The sequence below is a fragment of the Thermostichus sp. MS-CIW-15 genome, from assembly GCF_054060575.1.
This window is the reverse complement of record NZ_JBSSDI010000005.1, coordinates 17,561-33,058: the sequence shown is the minus strand read 5'-3', so window position 1 is coordinate 33,058 and position 15,498 is coordinate 17,561. Positions and strand designations below refer to the sequence as shown.

General features: G+C 61.0%; 14 protein-coding genes. 8 read left to right on the top strand and 6 right to left on the bottom strand.

Annotation, left to right across the window (positions count from 1 at the left end; genetic code table 11):
• Positions 1–73: 73 nt before the first annotated feature.
• Entirely contained in the window at positions 74–1,444 is a 1,371-nt protein-coding gene (locus ACVW0R_RS02860; RefSeq protein WP_240530389.1) for a DUF2079 domain-containing protein, read from the bottom strand.
• Between the two features lie 369 nt (positions 1,445–1,813).
• Here ACVW0R_RS02860 and ACVW0R_RS02855 point away from each other — a divergent pair, with 369 nt between their 5' ends.
• The 4 genes from ACVW0R_RS02855 to fmt all read left to right on the top strand — a co-directional run bounded on the left by ACVW0R_RS02855 (position 1,814) and on the right by fmt (position 7,004).
• A complete protein-coding gene (locus ACVW0R_RS02855; protein ID WP_457501606.1) occupies positions 1,814–3,538 on the top strand; it encodes an electron transfer flavoprotein in 1,725 nt (574 codons plus the stop codon).
• Positions 3,539–3,826: 288 nt separating this feature from the next.
• Complete coding sequence (gene mgtE / locus ACVW0R_RS02850; protein WP_414388495.1) at positions 3,827–5,227, top strand: magnesium transporter; 1,401 nt, start codon at positions 3,827–3,829, stop codon at positions 5,225–5,227.
• Between the two features lie 76 nt (positions 5,228–5,303).
• Complete coding sequence (locus ACVW0R_RS02845; protein WP_071813519.1) at positions 5,304–6,011, top strand: hypothetical protein; 708 nt, start codon at positions 5,304–5,306, stop codon at positions 6,009–6,011.
• Between the two features lie 24 nt (positions 6,012–6,035).
• Complete coding sequence (gene fmt / locus ACVW0R_RS02840; RefSeq protein ID WP_099813161.1) at positions 6,036–7,004, top strand: methionyl-tRNA formyltransferase; 969 nt, start codon at positions 6,036–6,038, stop codon at positions 7,002–7,004.
• Between the two features lie 84 nt (positions 7,005–7,088).
• On the opposite strand, the gene radC is transcribed toward fmt, so the two are convergent.
• Genes radC through ACVW0R_RS02825 form a run of 3 tightly spaced genes read right to left on the bottom strand, consistent with a single transcriptional unit; the run spans position 7,089 to position 10,573 of the window.
• Positions 7,089–7,820: a RadC family protein gene (gene radC, locus ACVW0R_RS02835; protein ID WP_011430522.1), complete on the bottom strand. Its 732-nt coding sequence runs from the start codon at positions 7,818–7,820 to the stop codon at positions 7,089–7,091.
• Between the two features lie 7 nt (positions 7,821–7,827).
• Positions 7,828–9,519: an ArnT family glycosyltransferase gene (locus tag ACVW0R_RS02830; protein ID WP_011430521.1), complete on the bottom strand. Its 1,692-nt coding sequence runs from the start codon at positions 9,517–9,519 to the stop codon at positions 7,828–7,830.
• Entirely contained in the window at positions 9,512–10,573 is a 1,062-nt protein-coding gene (locus ACVW0R_RS02825) for a CIA30 family protein (RefSeq protein ID WP_457501605.1), read from the bottom strand. The genes ACVW0R_RS02830 and ACVW0R_RS02825 overlap by 8 nt, the downstream gene beginning before the upstream one ends.
• A gap of 391 nt (positions 10,574–10,964) precedes the next feature.
• On the opposite strand from ACVW0R_RS02825, the gene psbV reads away from it, so the two are divergent.
• The 4 genes from psbV (at position 10,965) to ACVW0R_RS02805 (ending at position 13,480) form a co-directional block, all read left to right on the top strand.
• Complete coding sequence (gene psbV, locus ACVW0R_RS02820) at positions 10,965–11,501, top strand: photosystem II cytochrome c-550 (RefSeq protein ID WP_011430519.1); 537 nt, start codon at positions 10,965–10,967, stop codon at positions 11,499–11,501.
• Positions 11,501–12,025 carry a photosystem II cytochrome PsbV2 gene (gene psbV2, locus ACVW0R_RS02815; protein ID WP_011430518.1) on the top strand — a complete coding sequence of 175 codons (525 nt, stop codon included), beginning with the start codon at positions 11,501–11,503 and terminating at the stop codon, positions 12,023–12,025. The genes psbV and psbV2 overlap by 1 nt, the downstream gene beginning before the upstream one ends.
• A gap of 70 nt (positions 12,026–12,095) precedes the next feature.
• On the top strand, positions 12,096–12,596 hold the full coding sequence (locus tag ACVW0R_RS02810) for a hypothetical protein (protein ID WP_011430517.1): 501 nt from the start codon (positions 12,096–12,098) through the stop codon (positions 12,594–12,596).
• Positions 12,584–13,480, top strand: coding sequence for a sulfatase-like hydrolase/transferase (locus tag ACVW0R_RS02805; protein WP_457501604.1), 897 nt, complete (start codon positions 12,584–12,586; stop codon positions 13,478–13,480). Before ACVW0R_RS02810 ends, ACVW0R_RS02805 begins: the two co-directional genes overlap by 13 nt.
• Positions 13,481–13,560: 80 nt before the next feature.
• Here the strand turns inward: ACVW0R_RS02805 and ACVW0R_RS02800 are convergent, their stop codons facing one another.
• Both ACVW0R_RS02800 and fabI read right to left on the bottom strand, forming a co-directional pair.
• The gene (locus ACVW0R_RS02800; RefSeq protein ID WP_011430515.1) at positions 13,561–14,697 is read right to left on the bottom strand and encodes an AI-2E family transporter; all 1,137 of its coding nucleotides are present in this window, start codon (positions 14,695–14,697) and stop codon (positions 13,561–13,563) included.
• 21 nt (positions 14,698–14,718) lie between these two features.
• Complete coding sequence (fabI, locus tag ACVW0R_RS02795) at positions 14,719–15,495, bottom strand: enoyl-ACP reductase FabI (protein WP_011430514.1); 777 nt, start codon at positions 15,493–15,495, stop codon at positions 14,719–14,721.
• Between the last annotated feature and the right edge of the window lie 3 nt (positions 15,496–15,498).

Below are 15,498 nucleotides of genomic sequence, written 5' to 3'. Positions count from 1 at the left end.
TTTCTTTAGATCGACGTAACAATTTTTTTTAACGATTTGTTGCGATGAGGCAGGGCATTGCTGCGGCTGCCTGTCAGGATCTTTCTCGTAGCCTGGAGAACAGATACACCCCATCGCGATGGTAGAGAAGTCGAAATGAGGTTTCGTTTTGTAAAGCGGCAATCAGGGTCTGGGAGAACTCTGGGCTGCTGCGCCACCCCGGATGGCGGCTGTTGAGCAAGACATAATCAAAGGGATCCCATTGGTCGGGAGGGGATCCCTTAAAGCGGCTCTCGTCGGTAAAGTAAATAACCCGCCGATGGGTGAGGTGGGGGCTGATCTCATGGGTGGTGAGAACGCCCCCTGAGGTGGCGATCTGGGCAAGGGCCTCACGAGTGGCCTGCCAAGTGTCGAGAGACTGGAGATAGAGGGAGCCGAAAAAGGTATACTTGGCCAAAGCCAAAAAAGCCAGCAAAGACCAGATCAGGGCTGTTTTGTTTACTTTCGCAGAAGAGGCGGGAGGGTTGGTCGTCTTCCCGTTTTCGATAACAGCTAGAAATAGAAAAGGAACAACAGGCAGCGCGTACTGGTGCACCAGGTCCCGATAAGCAGGATTGCTAGAAAGGATATTCAGCCCCAAAGTTGGCAGGGCAGGGATCCAGGGATCCCAGTGGCGCCAAGAGAGGCCCCAAGCCACAGGGATGACTAACAAAAATCCATAGAATAGGGTGTCGAGAGAGAAGACCTTGCCCAGGACTAATGTTGGCTTGAGAACCAAGTTTTGGATAATTTCAGGAACAGAACTGCCCAAATAGCTATAGTGAGAAACGGCTGCCGGCTCGCTGCCACTGAAGTGAGGAATAATCCAAAAAGTAGCCACGCCAAACCAAGCCGACCCTGCCGCTATGGCAAGCCAGCCGGCCACTTGGCAGCGCCGTTGCCAGCGCTTGTCAATCCGCCGGCTTTCCCAGATCAAAAGCCAAACTCCCAGGGCAGCGACATTGAGAGACAATGCCGCCTTACAGCCGAGGATGCCGCCTAGGCACAGCAAAAACCCCCACAGCTTGCCAGAGCGAACACAGAGTATAGCGGCCAAAAAAAGGGGAACGGCCAACACTTCTGGATGAAAATCAAAAAGGTTGGCGTTGAAGATGGCTGGGTAGAGAAGATAGGCGGCGGCAATTGTTCTCGCCCTGCCAGAATCAATCTCGGCCTGGAGCGCCAGATGGTAAACGGCCAGCGCTCCCAGCGTTAGTGCCAGAGCTTGGATGCCAAACAGCCAATATACAGAGGGAACAATGCGATACAAGAGACTGAGAGGATACAAGATAAAAGCTGCGTGATCCCCAAGAATGTGGATCCCGCGAATAGTAGAAAAAGGAACCTCGCCACGGCTGATTAAATAAACAGCTTGGTCGAAAATACCGAGATCATACCCTCCCGACTGAAACAAGTGGTGCCGCACAACGCTGCAGCCTAAAAGAACAAAGAAGGCTCCAACCAGCGTTGCCAAGAAAGACTTGGACAGAGGATGTTCCTTCATTGCCGCCTACAACTTGTTTAGCGTAGAATCCAAGCTCTGCCAGCTAGCAGTAAGACCGCAAGCCAGCTCAAAGACAGCCCCTTTTTCTCTGGCAAGAGAGGCTCGAATCCGGCTAGCTGGAAAAATTGCAGGAAGGAGGGATCCCTACCCAAGCAAGGCAAGAGGCTGGGGGTGGGCCCCCGCGGGGAGAACGCCCAAAGCCTTGAGAAGGTCTAAAGTTTTGGGATCTTTCCACTTTTCCTTTCTAGGATACGGGCAGACTCTCCAGAGCCACTGGGTGGGGAATTTTGCATGAGTGACGCCATCCGCTACGACCTGCTTTTGGTGGGGGGGAGCTCCTCCAACCTGATCCTGGCCCATCGCCTTTTGGATCTGGCCAAGCTCTCGGGGCTCAAGCTCTCCATCGCCCTTTTGGAAAAAGCCCGGCAATTCGGCGGGCACATCATCAGTGGTGCCATCTGCAATCCCCAGGTAATCGCCAGGCTTTTCCCGGATTTTGAGAGCCAAGGATTTCCCCACGAGGGGCGGGTGGAGGTGAGCCACCTGAGCGTACTGGGATCCCAGGAGCGCTGGGACTTGCCAGAGGCGGCGATCCCAAAGGGGCTGCGCAAACAGGGGCAGCTCATCCTCACCCTCAGCCATGTCATTCGCTGGCTGGCCGAAACCCTACAAGAAAAGGCTAAAGGGATCCCCAACGTCACCCTGGACGTATTCCCTGGCTTTGCCGCCCATGAGATCCTCTATGAGGGGGAGCGAGTCATTGGGGTGCGGGTGAGCGACTCCGGCCAGGTTTATGAAGATTGCGTCTTTGCCGAGCTCACCTGCTTCGGGGACAAGGGATTTATCTCCAAAGATCTGGTCGAGAAGTTTCACCTGCGCCCCCGCCCGCAACTGTGGTCGGTGGGGGTCAAAGAGCTGTGGCAGATCCCTTGCTCACTGCAGGGGCAGGTGTGGCACACCCTGGGCTACCCGGTTTTGGATGGCAGCTTCAGCGGCGGCTTTGTCTATGGTCTCAAAGATAACCGCCTGGCCCTGGGCTTGATCATCGGCCTCGACAGCAAAAATCCCAACCTCAACCCGCAGCAGCGCCTGCAGGAGTTCAAGGCCCACCCCTGGATCCAGTCCCTCATTGCCGGCGGCAAGTTGCTCAAATATGGGGCTGCCGTCATTCCTGAGGGGGGCTACTACAGCTTGCCCAGCCGCTTTGGCGTCGAAGGGGCTTTGCTTTTGGGCGATGCCCTGGGGGTGCTGGATGTGGGCAGCCTGGCCGGGATCAACAACGCCATGGAGACCGGCTACCTGGCGGCGGGCCTCATTCACGACGGCTTCTTGAAAGGAGATCTGCGGATCCAAGAGGCCTACCAAAAGGCGGTGATGGAGAGCTCCGTTGGCCAAGATCTCTACCGTAGCCGCTACTTCCGGGAGGCCTTTTTGGAAAACTCCCGTCTGCTGGAAGCGTACCTGCCCCAGATCTGCCGCAGCGTGGATGCCGGCCATCCCTGGCTGGGATCCCTGCGCTGGGGCCTGCAGGATCCCGTGCGTCGTGGCGGAGAACTCCTGCGCGCCTACACCTTGCTCAGCGGACGGGTCAGCGCCGGCGAGCCGCCCCCCCAAGGCTATGTCGCCCCCCATGCCGCCATCCAAGCGGACTTTGTGGCCCCCAGCGTTGTGGATCCCGAAACATTGACCACGCGAGCGGGCTATTTCTCGCGATCCGATGCCGTCTTTTTTGCGGATCCCCGCTACCCCGAAGGCAACCGGCACATCCTCGAGTTCAGCGCCGAGATCTGCCGCCAGTGCATTGCCACCTACGACAAGCTCAACCGCCCCACCCCCTGCGTGGCCGATTGCACCGCGGAAGTCCACCACATCCGCGAGCAAAACGGCATCCGCTCCCACGCCATGTCGCTGGAAAACTGCATCCAGTGCCGCACCTGCGAGATCGTCTGCCCCCACTTAAACCTGCGGGTTAACCCCAGCTACGAGGGATCCGGCCCCGACTTTTATGGGCTCTAGCCGAGCTGTGGCCAGCGAAATAGGGGCTCAGCCTTGCTGGCATTATTGACGTTCTCTCCAGGGCCCCCCGTAGACGGGGGGTTGGGGAGGACGCCATAACCCCAACTACTGGGCCAAGCCGAGATACTTGCGTCGGATATTGCTCGAACCAATACCGTGGATCGAAATCCGCAGGCGCTCGTGACATCATCATAAAGTCGAGATAAGGCGGCTTATCCCCAGGGCTAAAGTCCGGGGCTTGCGCCGCCCGACCTTTGGTTACAGCTAGAGTTGCAGGGAGCAAGGCCGTTGAATTCCGCCCCGCTGATCCCACCCGCCCCCAGTCCTGAGTTGAGCCGCGAGCAATCTTGTGAGCTCTTGCGCGGCCAGCTCAGCTTGGCCTTAAAGGAAAACAACTTGGAACAGGCCAAATCTCTCCTGCTGCCGGTGCAGCCGGTGGACATTGCCGAGGTCATTGGGGAGTTGCCGGAGGCGCAGCAGGCTCTGGCCTTTCGCTTGCTGCCCAAGGATCTGGCTATCCGCGTTTACGAACACCTGGACATAGAGCTGCAACAGACGCTGCTGCGCGAGTTCAGAAGCCAAGAGATCCAGGACATCCTGGACAAGATGTCGCCGGACGACCGGGCCCGCCTCTTCGACGAACTGCCGGCCAAGGTGGTTGCCGAACTGCTGCCGCAGCTCAGCCCCGAAGAGCGGGAAGCCACAGCCTTGCTGCTGGGCTATGCCCCCAACACCGCGGGGCGGATCATGACTCCGGAATACATTTCCCTGCGAGAGAACCTGACCGCAGCCGAGGCGCTGGAGCGGGTGCGCCTCTTGGCCCGCGAAACCGAGACCATCTACTACCTCTACGTCACCGACCAAGAGCGACACCTGACGGGAACCCTGTCCTTGCGGGAGTTGGTGATGGCCGACCCGGCCCAGCGGCTGGAGGAGGTGATGAACCGGGAGGTGGTGTTTGTCAGCACCCACACCGACCAAGAAGAAGTGGCGCGGGTCATCCAGCGGTACGACCTGTTGGCGGTGCCGGTGGTGGATGCCGAGCGGCGACTGGTGGGGATCGTTACGGTAGATGATGTACTGGACATCCTGGAGCAAGAGGCCACCGAAGACATCTACTCCTTGGGGGGGTTGCAGTCTGGAGAAGAGGACTATTTCGACCTCAGCTTTTGGCAGGCGGCCCGCAAGCGGGTGGTGTGGCTGCTGATTTTGCTGTTTACCAACACCTTTACCAGCACGATTATTGCCGGTCAGGAAGAAGTCTTAAGCCAGGTGATTGCCCTGGCGGCTTTTATCCCCCTGTTGGTGGATAGCGGCGGCAACGTCGGCTCCCAGTCTTCGACGGTGGTGATTCGCGGCCTGAGCACGGCGACGGTGCGCCTCAAGGACGGGTTTGGGGTGCTGGCCCGGGAAGCGGCGGTGGGAGCCATGCTGGGGATCATGCTCAGCTTGATCACCATCGGCTGGGCCTATGCCCTGCAGCGGGATCTCTTGGTGGCGATCAGCGTCGGGCTGAGCCTATTTGGGATTTCTGTTCTCTCTTCGGTGTCGGGGGCGGGGCTGCCCTTTTTGTTCCGCTCCTTCGGCTTCGATCCCGCTTTGATGGCTAACCCCTTCATCACCACGATTGTGGATGTGCTAGGGGTGTTGATCTACTTCTCCGTTGCCCGCTTAATCCTGGGAATCTAGCCCCGGCTGGCAACCCCTCCAAGCCCTTGCCGAACTTGGGCTAGGTTGGATCTGGTCTTGTTGCGGATCCCTGCCGATGTCTGACCATTCTGTGGAGGTCCAGGCGGCTCTCCCGGAGATCGTGGCTCGCTTGCAAGCAGCCCTGGGATCCCAGGGGCTGGGACATCTGCAGGTGCAGGCGCGTCTTTCCGGACACCGCCTGTTGCTGCGCCTGGAAGGGGATCCCCTTCCGGATGCGGATCGGCTGCTGCAGGGCCTCTTGCCAACCCTAGAGGAAATAGCGTTGAGCTACCGGCAGCGCCAGGTGGAGCTGTTTGGCTTTCCCCCCAACGAAGGGATCCCGGAGTGGCACCGCGAGTGGCGCTACCAGCCGCCGCCCAACCCCAACAGCCCCTTGTATCGCGCCCAACGCGGGGATGGAGAAGCCATCCAGTATGTGCTCGACTACCTGCTGCGCCCGCAGGGGATCCAGGCCCGCGTCCATCTGCACCCCAAGCTGGGCCTCTTACAGGTGAACTTGCAGGCAGCGGAAGTTCCGGATCCGGCTTGGGCCAAGGACTTTGTGCGGCGGGCCTTGACCCGTCTGGAATGGACCTTTGTGCAGCGGCTGCGGCTTTCCGGGCAAAAGCTGGGCTCCTTCTTGCCGGCCTGGAGCCAAGAGTTCGATCTCAAACAGCCCGCCTTTTGGCAGGCTTCCCCGACCAGGCTTTCTCCCTTTCCTTCTCCAGCAGCCGACGCCGCCGAGGGCGAGCCCTCTCCACCTTCCCCGGCCGCTCTAGACTAAAGGGCAGGGCTCAGGGGGTCGGCCATGCGGGTTGTTTTCTTTGGCACGCCGGAGTTTGCTCTGCCCTCGCTGCAGATCTTGTTGCAGCCGCAGTCTCCCTTTGAAGTGGTGGGATTGGTCTGCCAGCCGGATCGGCCGCAGGGGCGAGGACAGAAGGTGCTCCCCCCGCCCACCAAGATCCTCGCCCAAGCCCACGGGATCCCGGTTTGGCAGCCTGGCCGGCTGCGGCGGGATCCAGAGGTGCTGGCGGCGCTAGAGGCGCTGGCTGCCGATGTGTTTGTGGTGGTGGCCTACGGCCAGATCTTGCCGCCGGCGGTGCTGCAGATGCCCAAGCTGGGCTGCATCAATGTCCACGCTTCCCTCCTGCCGGCCTATCGCGGCGCCGCCCCCATCCAGTGGGCCATTGCCAACGGCGAGACCGAGACCGGCGTCACCACCATGCTCATGGACGAAGGCATGGATACGGGGGCCATCTTGCTGCAGGCCAAGCTGCCCATCGAGCCGGAGCAGACCGGCTTGGAGCTGGCCTCCCAACTGGCCCAACGGGGGGCAGAGCTGCTGGTGGAAACCCTGGTGAAACTGGAAAAAGGAGAGCTGACCCCCATTCCCCAGGATGACTCGCGGGCAACCTATGCCCCCCTGCTTAAAAAACAGGACTTCCAGCTCGACTGGCAGCGCCCGGCCCAGGCCTTGCACAACCAAATCCGCGCCTTTTCCCCGGACTGTTTTACCGGCTTGCAGGGGCAGCGGATTAAGATTGTCCGCTCCGCCGCTCCCCAGTTGCACCCGCCACCTGCCGAGCTTCCCCCGGGCAGCCCCGGAGAAGTGGTGGGACTGGCCAGGGGAGAAGGGGTGTATGTGGCCACAGGGGAGGGATCCCTCCTCATCCGGCGGGCCCAACTGCCCGGCAGGAAGGAACAGTCGGCCTGGGATCTGGTCAACGGCGGCCAACTCAGGGTGGGCATGCGCTTTGAGGTGCTGCCGGATCCCTAGCCCCGGCCCCCCTCTTGTCCCCCCGCCTGCGGGGGGATGTAGGGGGGCGGGGGTGGTCGCGTTAGCGGCGCGGAGCGCTTGGAACTACTCGGGCTGGGGAAATTCCTCCCACAGGCGGGTGTGTTGGCGCAGGCTGAGGAACTGCCCGCCGCCGAGGATGAGGTGATCCAAAACCGGGATCTGCAGCAGTTGCCCCGCCTGCAAGAGTTGCCGGGTGAGAGCAAGATCTTCCGGGCTGGGATCCAAGCTGCCGGAGGGGTGGTTGTGGGCCACCAGGATGCGGCTGGCCCCTTGCCTAATGGCGCTGCGGAAGGTTTCCCGCGGGTGGGTGAGGGTTTCCGTGGCGGTTCCCCGGGTTACGATCTGCTGGCCGATGAGGCGGTGTTTGATGTCCAGGTGCAGGACGGCAAAATGCTCCTGGGGCTCCCACATCAGGTCGCCGCTTAGGGCCATGGCCGCCTGTTCCGGCGATTCAATCACCGTCCGCTCGGGGGGTCGGGCCAAAAAGATCCGCCGCCCCAGCTCGATGGCGGCCAACACTGTTGCTGCTTTGGCTGGGCCAATGCCCTCAATTTGCAGCAGCTCTCCGGCCTCCACCTGGCGCAGTTGGGCCAGGGGATCCCCTTGGGCTTCCAATGTTTTCAAGAGCAACTGGGCCAGGCCCACAGCCGAGAGCTTGCCCGGCCCCTGGCCGGTATTGAGCAAAATGGCCAGCAGCTCGGCGTGGGAGAGGCTTTTGGCCCCTTGGCTGAGCAGCCGCTCGCGCGGGCGATCCTGAAGGGGAAGGTCGCTGATCCGCAACACGTACTGGCCCATATCTTCCCTAGGTTTTCTTCAACAGCCAAAAGGGGCTGCGGCGCTCCACGGCCTGCCAAGCTGCCGCTGGGATCCCTGGCTCCGTTAGCTCAGCTACAAAGGGATCCCAGGTCACCAGATAGTCGGGCACCTGGCCTTGGGCTTGCCAGGCAGCCAGCTCCTCCAGCTTGGCGGCATAGGGCACCCGCAGCGGACCATAAAAATAGGGTACAAACGAGCGGAGCCCGTAGAGGCCAACCCTTCCCGAAAGAGCCGGTTCTGGGCCGGCAAACTGGCGGAAAAAGTAGACGGATCCCCCCTGGGTATGCTGCAACACCCTTGGGAAGATGCAGCTCCAGGCCAACTGGGCGCTGAGTCCAGTGGCCAAGAGCAAGATGGCCCATCCCCGAACGCTCTGCCGCGCCCTGATCCAGGCCAGTCCCCCCAGCACCAGGAGCAAAGCAGGGCCATAGGTGAAGAAGGGCCATTCCACCTCGGCCTGTAGGTATCCCAGGGCCAAACGGCCGGTTAGGCTGTCGGGGATCCCCAAGGCGGCCCCCACTTGGGCCCGCAAAGCCGGATCCTGGGATCCCAGCCACGGCAATAGCAGCCACAGGGCCAGCCAACCCAGGCCGCTGAGCAGGATCCAGGCAGTTTCCCCAAAGCTGGGCCCCCTTTTCTCGGCAACCAGGCCTTGCAGGCGCAGGGCGGCAAAGTAGGCGCCGATGGGGTAAAGCAGCGAGGTGTAGTGGATCAACTTGGTTTGCACCAGGAGCGAAAACAGGGCCAGCACCACCCCAAAGGCCACCAAGAGCAGGCGTTCTGCCCGCTGAGTTAAATCCGCAGCCGCCGAGTCAATACTCCTGGGGATCCTCTCCAGGATCCCGGCCAGGGCCAAAGCCCCCCAGGGAAAGCACCCCCAGGCAAAGGCCAAAAGATGCAGGTAGACCGGGCCCGGATGGCCGCTGGGGGTACTCACCAGACCCCACTGGTAGTGCCAAAACGCCGCCAGCCACTGCAGCCCCCGCGCTGTCACTTCCAGCACCAGCCAGGCCAGGGGAACAGCCGCCGCCAGGCCCAAAAAGATCACCATCTCCCCCCACCCCATTGGCGGATCCCGCTGCCAGAGCTTGTAGAGGATCCAGATGGCTAGCGGCAACACCAGCCCCACCGGCCCCTTGGCCAACACCGCCAGGCCCAAAGCCAGCGCGCCCAGAGCTCTCCACCCCTGACCGGAGCGCCCGGCCCGACGCGCCTCCTCAGCAGCCCAAAGGGATCCCAGCCCCACGCCCATACCCAAATTCAGCAGCGGGTCGATGAGGCCGGTTTTGTAGAAAAACAGGGGCAGGTAGCCCGTCAGGAGGAGGATCCCCCAGAGGCAGCCAAACCCCGCCCCGCGCAGCCGCCCTCCCCACGCCACCAAAAGGGCTACGGTGATCCCGCCAACCCAGGCATTGGGCAGCCGCGCCGCCCCTTCGTTGACCCCCAGGGCCGCCATCGCCAGGGCCTGCAGCCAAAAAAAGAGGGGGGGCTTTTCGAAAAAAGGCTCGCCGTTAATTTGCAAAGCCAGGGGATCGCCGCTGGCCAGCATCTGCCGCGCCAAGCTGGCGTAAATGAGCTCGTCCCAGTCAAACAGGTAAGGGATCCCCTGGCCCGCCCACAGCCATAGGCCGGCCAAAAGCCCCAGGGATCCCTTGAGGCGGCCCAGAAGCTTAGCCATGGACAGCTTCTAGAGGCACCACCCGGCCCACACTCTCGGGCAAGTGCAATAGCCGCAGCAACTGGGCTGCCAGAGCGGATCCCTCGATCTCTGCAGGAATCTCCACCCCACACCAGCGGCTGGAGCTCTCCCGCAAGGCCGCCACCCAATCGGGAGTTAGGGATCCCCGCGCCACCCCCATCAGTTGCGGCAGCGGATCGCGGCGGTAGAGCCCGATCCAGCGCAGGCCCAGTTGGAAGGGCCCAGGCCGAAAGCGGGGGTTGGGGCTGCCGTCCGCCTCAAACTTGCTCAGCATCAGTTGCAGGGAATAGATCTGGCGGGTATTCAAAGGGGGAGCAGCAACCCGGCGGGCGCGAAAGGTAGGCACCATCTCGGCAAAAGGCACCTGGACGGTCTGCTCTTCCCCTGGGGTGGTGTCGAAGGCATAGCCGTAGGCCGGGCTGTCCCAACCCCCTTGATCCCGCAGCAGAACCTTGTAGCGCTGCCCATCCCCCCGCAGCCGCAGCTCCAGGCCGGCAAACCCCGACACATCCAAGGGAGGCTGCCAGTTGCGGGTGCGCGTGGAAACAAAGCCGCCGAAGTTGGCCGTGGAAACCTGCCCCGTAAACAGCAGCTCGCCCTCGCCCCAGAGCAGTTGGCTTTGGCTCACCCCGCCCATCACCACATCGTCTAGGATGCCCCAGAACTGGTTCACCTGGGGGTCAGGCCGGCGAAAGTCAAAGAGCATCTGTTCCGTCTGGCCGCTGCGGCGCAGCCGCTCCAGGTGGGCCTTAGCTTCCTCCCGGTTCTCCAGACCCAGGATGACCCTGGCTGTCACCTCATCCCCTCTCTCCTGGACTTCCGCCCCCTGCTGTTGCAGCGCCTCCGCCAGCCCCACTGGTAGGCCATCGCCCAAGAAGATCACGGGAAGAGGAGCTGAAGTCGCCAGGGAAGGAGGCATGAAGTCAACCGCTGCTGCTTGGAACCCATTCTGAACCCAGCGCCATAGGTCGGCAAAGGGCAGCGCTTCGTAGTAGGTCAGCGTGTTCCAAAACCGCCCCAGGTCCCAAGGCATTGCCTACCCACTTAGAGAACGCACGCAGGAGAGATGCTTACAGGATAGCCCCAGCCAGGGGATCCCTGGCAATTGAACCGCCTTTGAGGACTCCTCAACCCTATCTGTCCCAACCTCTGCTGTCCTCTCCAGGAGGAAAGAGATCCCTTCTCCGAGTTTGCTTTTGTGTATCGCATTGCCGATCTCGGCAGGGTGGGGGCAATAACCCGACCGTTGAAGGGGCCCTGAATTCGCAATCAAACTTAACACCAAGGTCGAAGAGAACGCCTTGCAAAACGGATCCCGGATCCCATCTGCAAATGATCTCGCAATGGTCTATTCTTGATCCTGTTGTCGGGTTTGTCGCTGGAGCAGAGCTGACCCCTTTTCTAAGATCGAACTACGGAGAACCATGTTTAGCAAATTTTTTTCTCTTCAGAAAGCGTTCGCGGCGGCGCGTCGTCGGTTACTGATCCTGATCTTGGTTTTGGGGATGGCCGGGTATGCCTGGGGGCCGGCCTTGGCGGCCAGGCAGATTCCTCCTGTAGCCTTGTCGCCAACCGAGTCCATCACTTTCACGGAAGCGCAACTGGCCAGAGGAAAGCAGTTATTCAACAGGGCCTGTGCCCAGTGTCATGTGGGTGGACAGACCTATCCCAATCCGGATGTTACCTTGAAGCTCTCGGATCTGGAGGGGGCAACACCTCCCCGCGATAATGTGTTGGCGATCGTGGACTACATCAAGAACCCGGTCACCTATGACGGGGTAGAGTCCCTGGTGGAATATCATCCCAACACCCAGCTTCTAAGTGAGTATCCTCGCCTGCGCAACCTCACCGATGAGGATCTGAAGTTAATTGCCGGCTACATCCTAGTGCAGGCTAAGACCGTGCCCGGCTGGGGCGGCACCAAGAGCGAATCCCACAGTGACCTTTCGGCCTATCTCTGATGCCTGGGCAAACTCAAGGGGCAAAGCGGTGGCGGGTCCCGGGCCGTGGCTGGAGGTGGGCCGGGATCCTGCTTCTGGTATGGCTAGGGCTAGCTAGCCCAGCAGCAGGCCGCATTGATCCTTACGTGAGCCACTATCTGCGAACCACTGAGCCGATAGAGCTGCCCTGGGATGCGGAAGGGCACATGCTCACCTTTACTCCAGAGCAACTTACCGACGGGAAAAATCGCTTTCAGTCCGCCTGTCTGAACTGCCACGTGGGTGGCTCTACCCTACCGGCCCCCAACATTTCCCTTTCGCTCAAGGACTTGCGCGGCGCCACCCCACCCCGCGACACCATTCAAGCCTTGGTGGAGTACCAACGGGATCCCCGCAGCTACGATGGCACCGAGGTTAGCTATGGCTGCCGCCCCGTGCCCCCCTCCTGGATGGATGATGAAGCGCTGCGCAACCTGGCTGCCTTTATCCTCAGGGCGGCTCAAGTGGCTCCGGGCTGGGGATCCAACGCAATCGGAGGTGGCTGAGGAGTCGGGGTTTCCTCCGCCGCTCCTTGCAGGGGTGGTGGTAGCCTGGTGAAGAGGGAAGGTGGCGGCCATGCTCCAGAATATCCGCTCCATACTCCTGGGCCTGTGGATACTGACCCTGCTCGTTTTCCTTGTCCAAAACTGGGGATCTGCGGCAGCCGTAGTCGTAGCCGGGCAAGCTGGCGCTGCGATTCCTTTGTCGCTGACGCTCTTGACGGCCTATGGGGTAGGAGTGGGCTTGGGGTTTCTGTATGTGGGCGCTTGGCGGCTGCACGACCGGGTATTCCAGCGACAGGCAATCCGCAAGTTAAACCAGCTCATCGAGCGAGTGCGCTTTTTGGAAGCGCAGATGATTCCCCCTGACCACTATTTGCCTCAGGATCTGCCGGATCCCCAGGCAGGCCGCTATTCCTACTCCAATATCCCGCCGGAACGCATTCGCGACCCGGCTCCTAAATCTGCCAATCCTGAGGAAGAACTTGAGGAGGAAGACGACGCGGCCACAGCCCCCAACTGGCGGATCGTCCGACGGCCCTATTCTGCCCAGGAGGAAGAGGAATGGGACTCTTGAACTGGTGGCGATCTTCTGCGGCTCCCTCGTCTGAGTCCGACCCTCGACCGGAACCCCAGGGACAGAATAACTATCTGCTGATCGTTCTCGACAGTTGCCGTTTCGACAGCCTGCTGGCCGCCAACCCCAAGCATCTGCTCAAGCTGGGATCCCTGGAAAAGCGCTGGAGCTACGCTTCCTGGACGGCTCCCGCCCACTACAACTTGCTCATGGGCCTGCTGCCCCACACCAGCCCCACCCAGGTTTTCGCGTCTGAACACTACAAGCAGGAGTATTTGCGCTACAACGAGCGCCTCGGCACCCGGCAGCCGATTGAGTTCAAGCACCTGCTGCCTCACCTCTACCTGCCAACGCTCCTGAAGCACCAACTGGGCTACACCACCCACGCCCTGGTCTCCCTGCCGGTGCTCAATCCCAGCACCCTGCTCAATCGCGACTTCGATTCCTACCGCCTCATGCCGCGCCACAACGACATGGCAGCCATGGTGGAGCAGTTGCGCTTTGATCCGGATCGCCCCAGCTTTTACCTGTTGAATGTGGGCGAAACTCACTATCCCTACGCCCTGCCCGATGAGGATCCCAGCCTGTGGCCCCGCATCTCTGGGGTGAATGGCGTGTTAAAGCGCCTGGATGAAGGGGAAGAGGCCGGGATCCCCTTTTTCAGCGCCGCCCAGTTGGAGGAGCTGCGCCAGCGGCAGATCGAGGCGGTGCGCTACCTAGATGGGGTTTTTGAACAATTGTTCGATCTGGTTCCCAAAAACACCTACATCACCGTTACCGCCGACCACGGCGAATTGTTCGGGGAAGGGGGCTATTTTGGCCATGGCCCCATCCACCACGAAAAGGTGCTGGAGGTGCCTTTTATCGAGGGAAAAATTCGCTGAGGCCCTCACCCCCGGCCCCTCTCCCAAAGGGAGAGGGGAGATACGGATTCGGGTTCGGCTCCGCTTGGAACGTCAGCACGCTAAACCTGTTGGGTCTCCGGTTTGGGCAAGGTGGGATCCCGGCGAGTTTCTCTGCGACTTTCGCCCAGAGAGGTCACTCTCGTGGTCGAGTCCAAGCCCTCTTCGGCGGCCAAGTCGGCGGAACGCGCGATCTCGTAGAGGCTTTTCACCACACTGGTTAGGGGAATCGCGACGATGACGCCCAGGATGCCCCCCAGTTGCGCCCCCACCAACAGGGCGATCAAGATCCACACCGGGTTGAGGCCGATCAGTTCCCCCATCAGGCGGGGGGCGATGACCCGATCCTTAACCTGCTGCACAATTAGGGAGACCAGCACCACCTTGAGGCTGAGCCAGATATCCTGAAAGGCCAGCAGCACCGCTGCCGCGCCGATGCCAATAAAGCCCCCCACCAGTGGGATCACCTCCAGCAGGCCGATCAACAGGCCAAACAAAAGCCCGAAGGGCACGCGCAAAAACCCAAAAATTGGCACCAGCATCAGGGCCATGATGAACCCCAACACCAACTGGCTGATGAGAAAGTTCTGGAAACTCAGAGCCAGGGCTTCGCCGATGCGCGGTCCCCAGGGCTTGGGGAAGAGGCTGAGCAACCCCTGCCAGAACTGCCCCCCGTAGAGCAGCATGTAGAGGGCCAGCACCAACACCAACACCAGATCGATCACCTGATTGAAGGTGCCCAGGAGGATGTCCAGGGATTGGCCGGCAATTTTTTCGGCGCTGGCCTGCAGGCGGTTGAGGAGGGTGTTCACCAGCTCTGTCTGGCCGAGGTTGATGTTGCGCTCTGCCGCCCACAGGCTGATTTGATCCAGCCAGCTTTGTAAGGTATCCACCCACTCCGGGATCCGCGCCCCCAACTGCACCACCTGCTTGGCCAGGATGGGCACCACAGCGATCCCCACCAAGGCCAGCAGCACCACCGACAGGGCAAAAACCAGGGTGACTGCCAAACCGCGGCTTACCCGATAGCGCCGCAGCACCTGCACCGGATAGTTGAGCAAAAAAGCCAGCACCGCCGCCGTCAGGATGGTGGTGAGCAGATGGCCAAACAGCCGGCCCACCTGTAGGGCCAGCCAGCCGCTGATGACGATCAAAATCCAGGTGAGCAGCAGCCGCTGCAAAGGCGAGAAGCGATTCATGCCAGGGGGATCCCCAAAAGCCTAAAAACCCAGGATGCTATATCCACTATCCACATAGATCACCTGGCCGGTAATGCCGCTGGCCAGGTCGCTGGCCAGAAAAGCTGCCACATTGCCCACCTCGAGCTGGGTGATATTGCGCCGCAGCGGAGCTTTCTCCTCGACCGCGTGCAGCATGGCATGGAAATCAGCAATGGCCGAAGAAGCCAAGGTGCGAATGGGTCCAGCGGAGATGGCATTCACCCGGATCCCGGCGGGGCCCAGCTCGGCCGCCAGGTAGCGAACGCAGGTTTCCAGGCCCGCTTTGGTGACAGCGGCCATGTTGTAGTTGGGCACCACCCGCACCCCCCCCAAATAGGTGAGGGTGAGGATGCTGCTGCCGGATCTCAAGAGAGGCTTGGCGGCCCGGCAGAGGGCAATCAGGGAGTAGGTGCTCACATCCATGGCCAGGGCAAACCCTTCCCGCGAGATATCGCTAAAGTTGCCGCTCAGCTCTTCTTTTTTGACGAAAGCCAGGCAGTGAACCAAGATATCGACCTGACCCCATTTCTGGGCTATTGCCTGAAACAGCTCGTCAATCTGCTGGTCGCTTTGCACGTCGCAAGGGAGGAGAAAATCCGGCTGCAGGGGCTCGGTGAGCTGCTGGACTTTGGTCTTGAAGCGATCCCGCTCGTCCGGCAGATAGGTAACCCCCAACGTCGCCCCCGCTTTGTGCAGTTGCTGGGCAATGCCCCAGGCGATGGAGCGCTCGTTGGCAATGCCGGTTACCAAGGCTTTTTTTCCGGTCAGGTCTAGCATACG

Coding starts and splice junctions, on each gene's coding strand:
- ACVW0R_RS02855 (WP_457501606.1), top strand. CDS start 1,814: ATGAGTGACGCCATCCGCTACGACCTGCTTTTGGTGGGGGGGAGCTCC.
- ACVW0R_RS02845 (WP_071813519.1), top strand. CDS start 5,304: ATGTCTGACCATTCTGTGGAGGTCCAGGCGGCTCTCCCGGAGATCGTG.
- fmt (WP_099813161.1), top strand. CDS start 6,036: ATGCGGGTTGTTTTCTTTGGCACGCCGGAGTTTGCTCTGCCCTCGCTG.
- radC (WP_011430522.1), bottom strand. CDS start 7,820: ATGGGCCAGTACGTGTTGCGGATCAGCGACCTTCCCCTTCAGGATCGC.
- ACVW0R_RS02830 (WP_011430521.1), bottom strand. CDS start 9,519: ATGGCTAAGCTTCTGGGCCGCCTCAAGGGATCCCTGGGGCTTTTGGCC.
- ACVW0R_RS02825 (WP_457501605.1), bottom strand. CDS start 10,573: ATGCCTTGGGACCTGGGGCGGTTTTGGAACACGCTGACCTACTACGAA.
- psbV (WP_011430519.1), top strand. CDS start 10,965: ATGTTTAGCAAATTTTTTTCTCTTCAGAAAGCGTTCGCGGCGGCGCGT.
- psbV2 (WP_011430518.1), top strand. CDS start 11,501: ATGCCTGGGCAAACTCAAGGGGCAAAGCGGTGGCGGGTCCCGGGCCGT.
- ACVW0R_RS02810 (WP_011430517.1), top strand. CDS start 12,096: ATGCTCCAGAATATCCGCTCCATACTCCTGGGCCTGTGGATACTGACC.
- ACVW0R_RS02805 (WP_457501604.1), top strand. CDS start 12,584: ATGGGACTCTTGAACTGGTGGCGATCTTCTGCGGCTCCCTCGTCTGAG.
- ACVW0R_RS02800 (WP_011430515.1), bottom strand. CDS start 14,697: ATGAATCGCTTCTCGCCTTTGCAGCGGCTGCTGCTCACCTGGATTTTG.
- fabI (WP_011430514.1), bottom strand. CDS start 15,495: ATGCTAGACCTGACCGGAAAAAAAGCCTTGGTAACCGGCATTGCCAAC.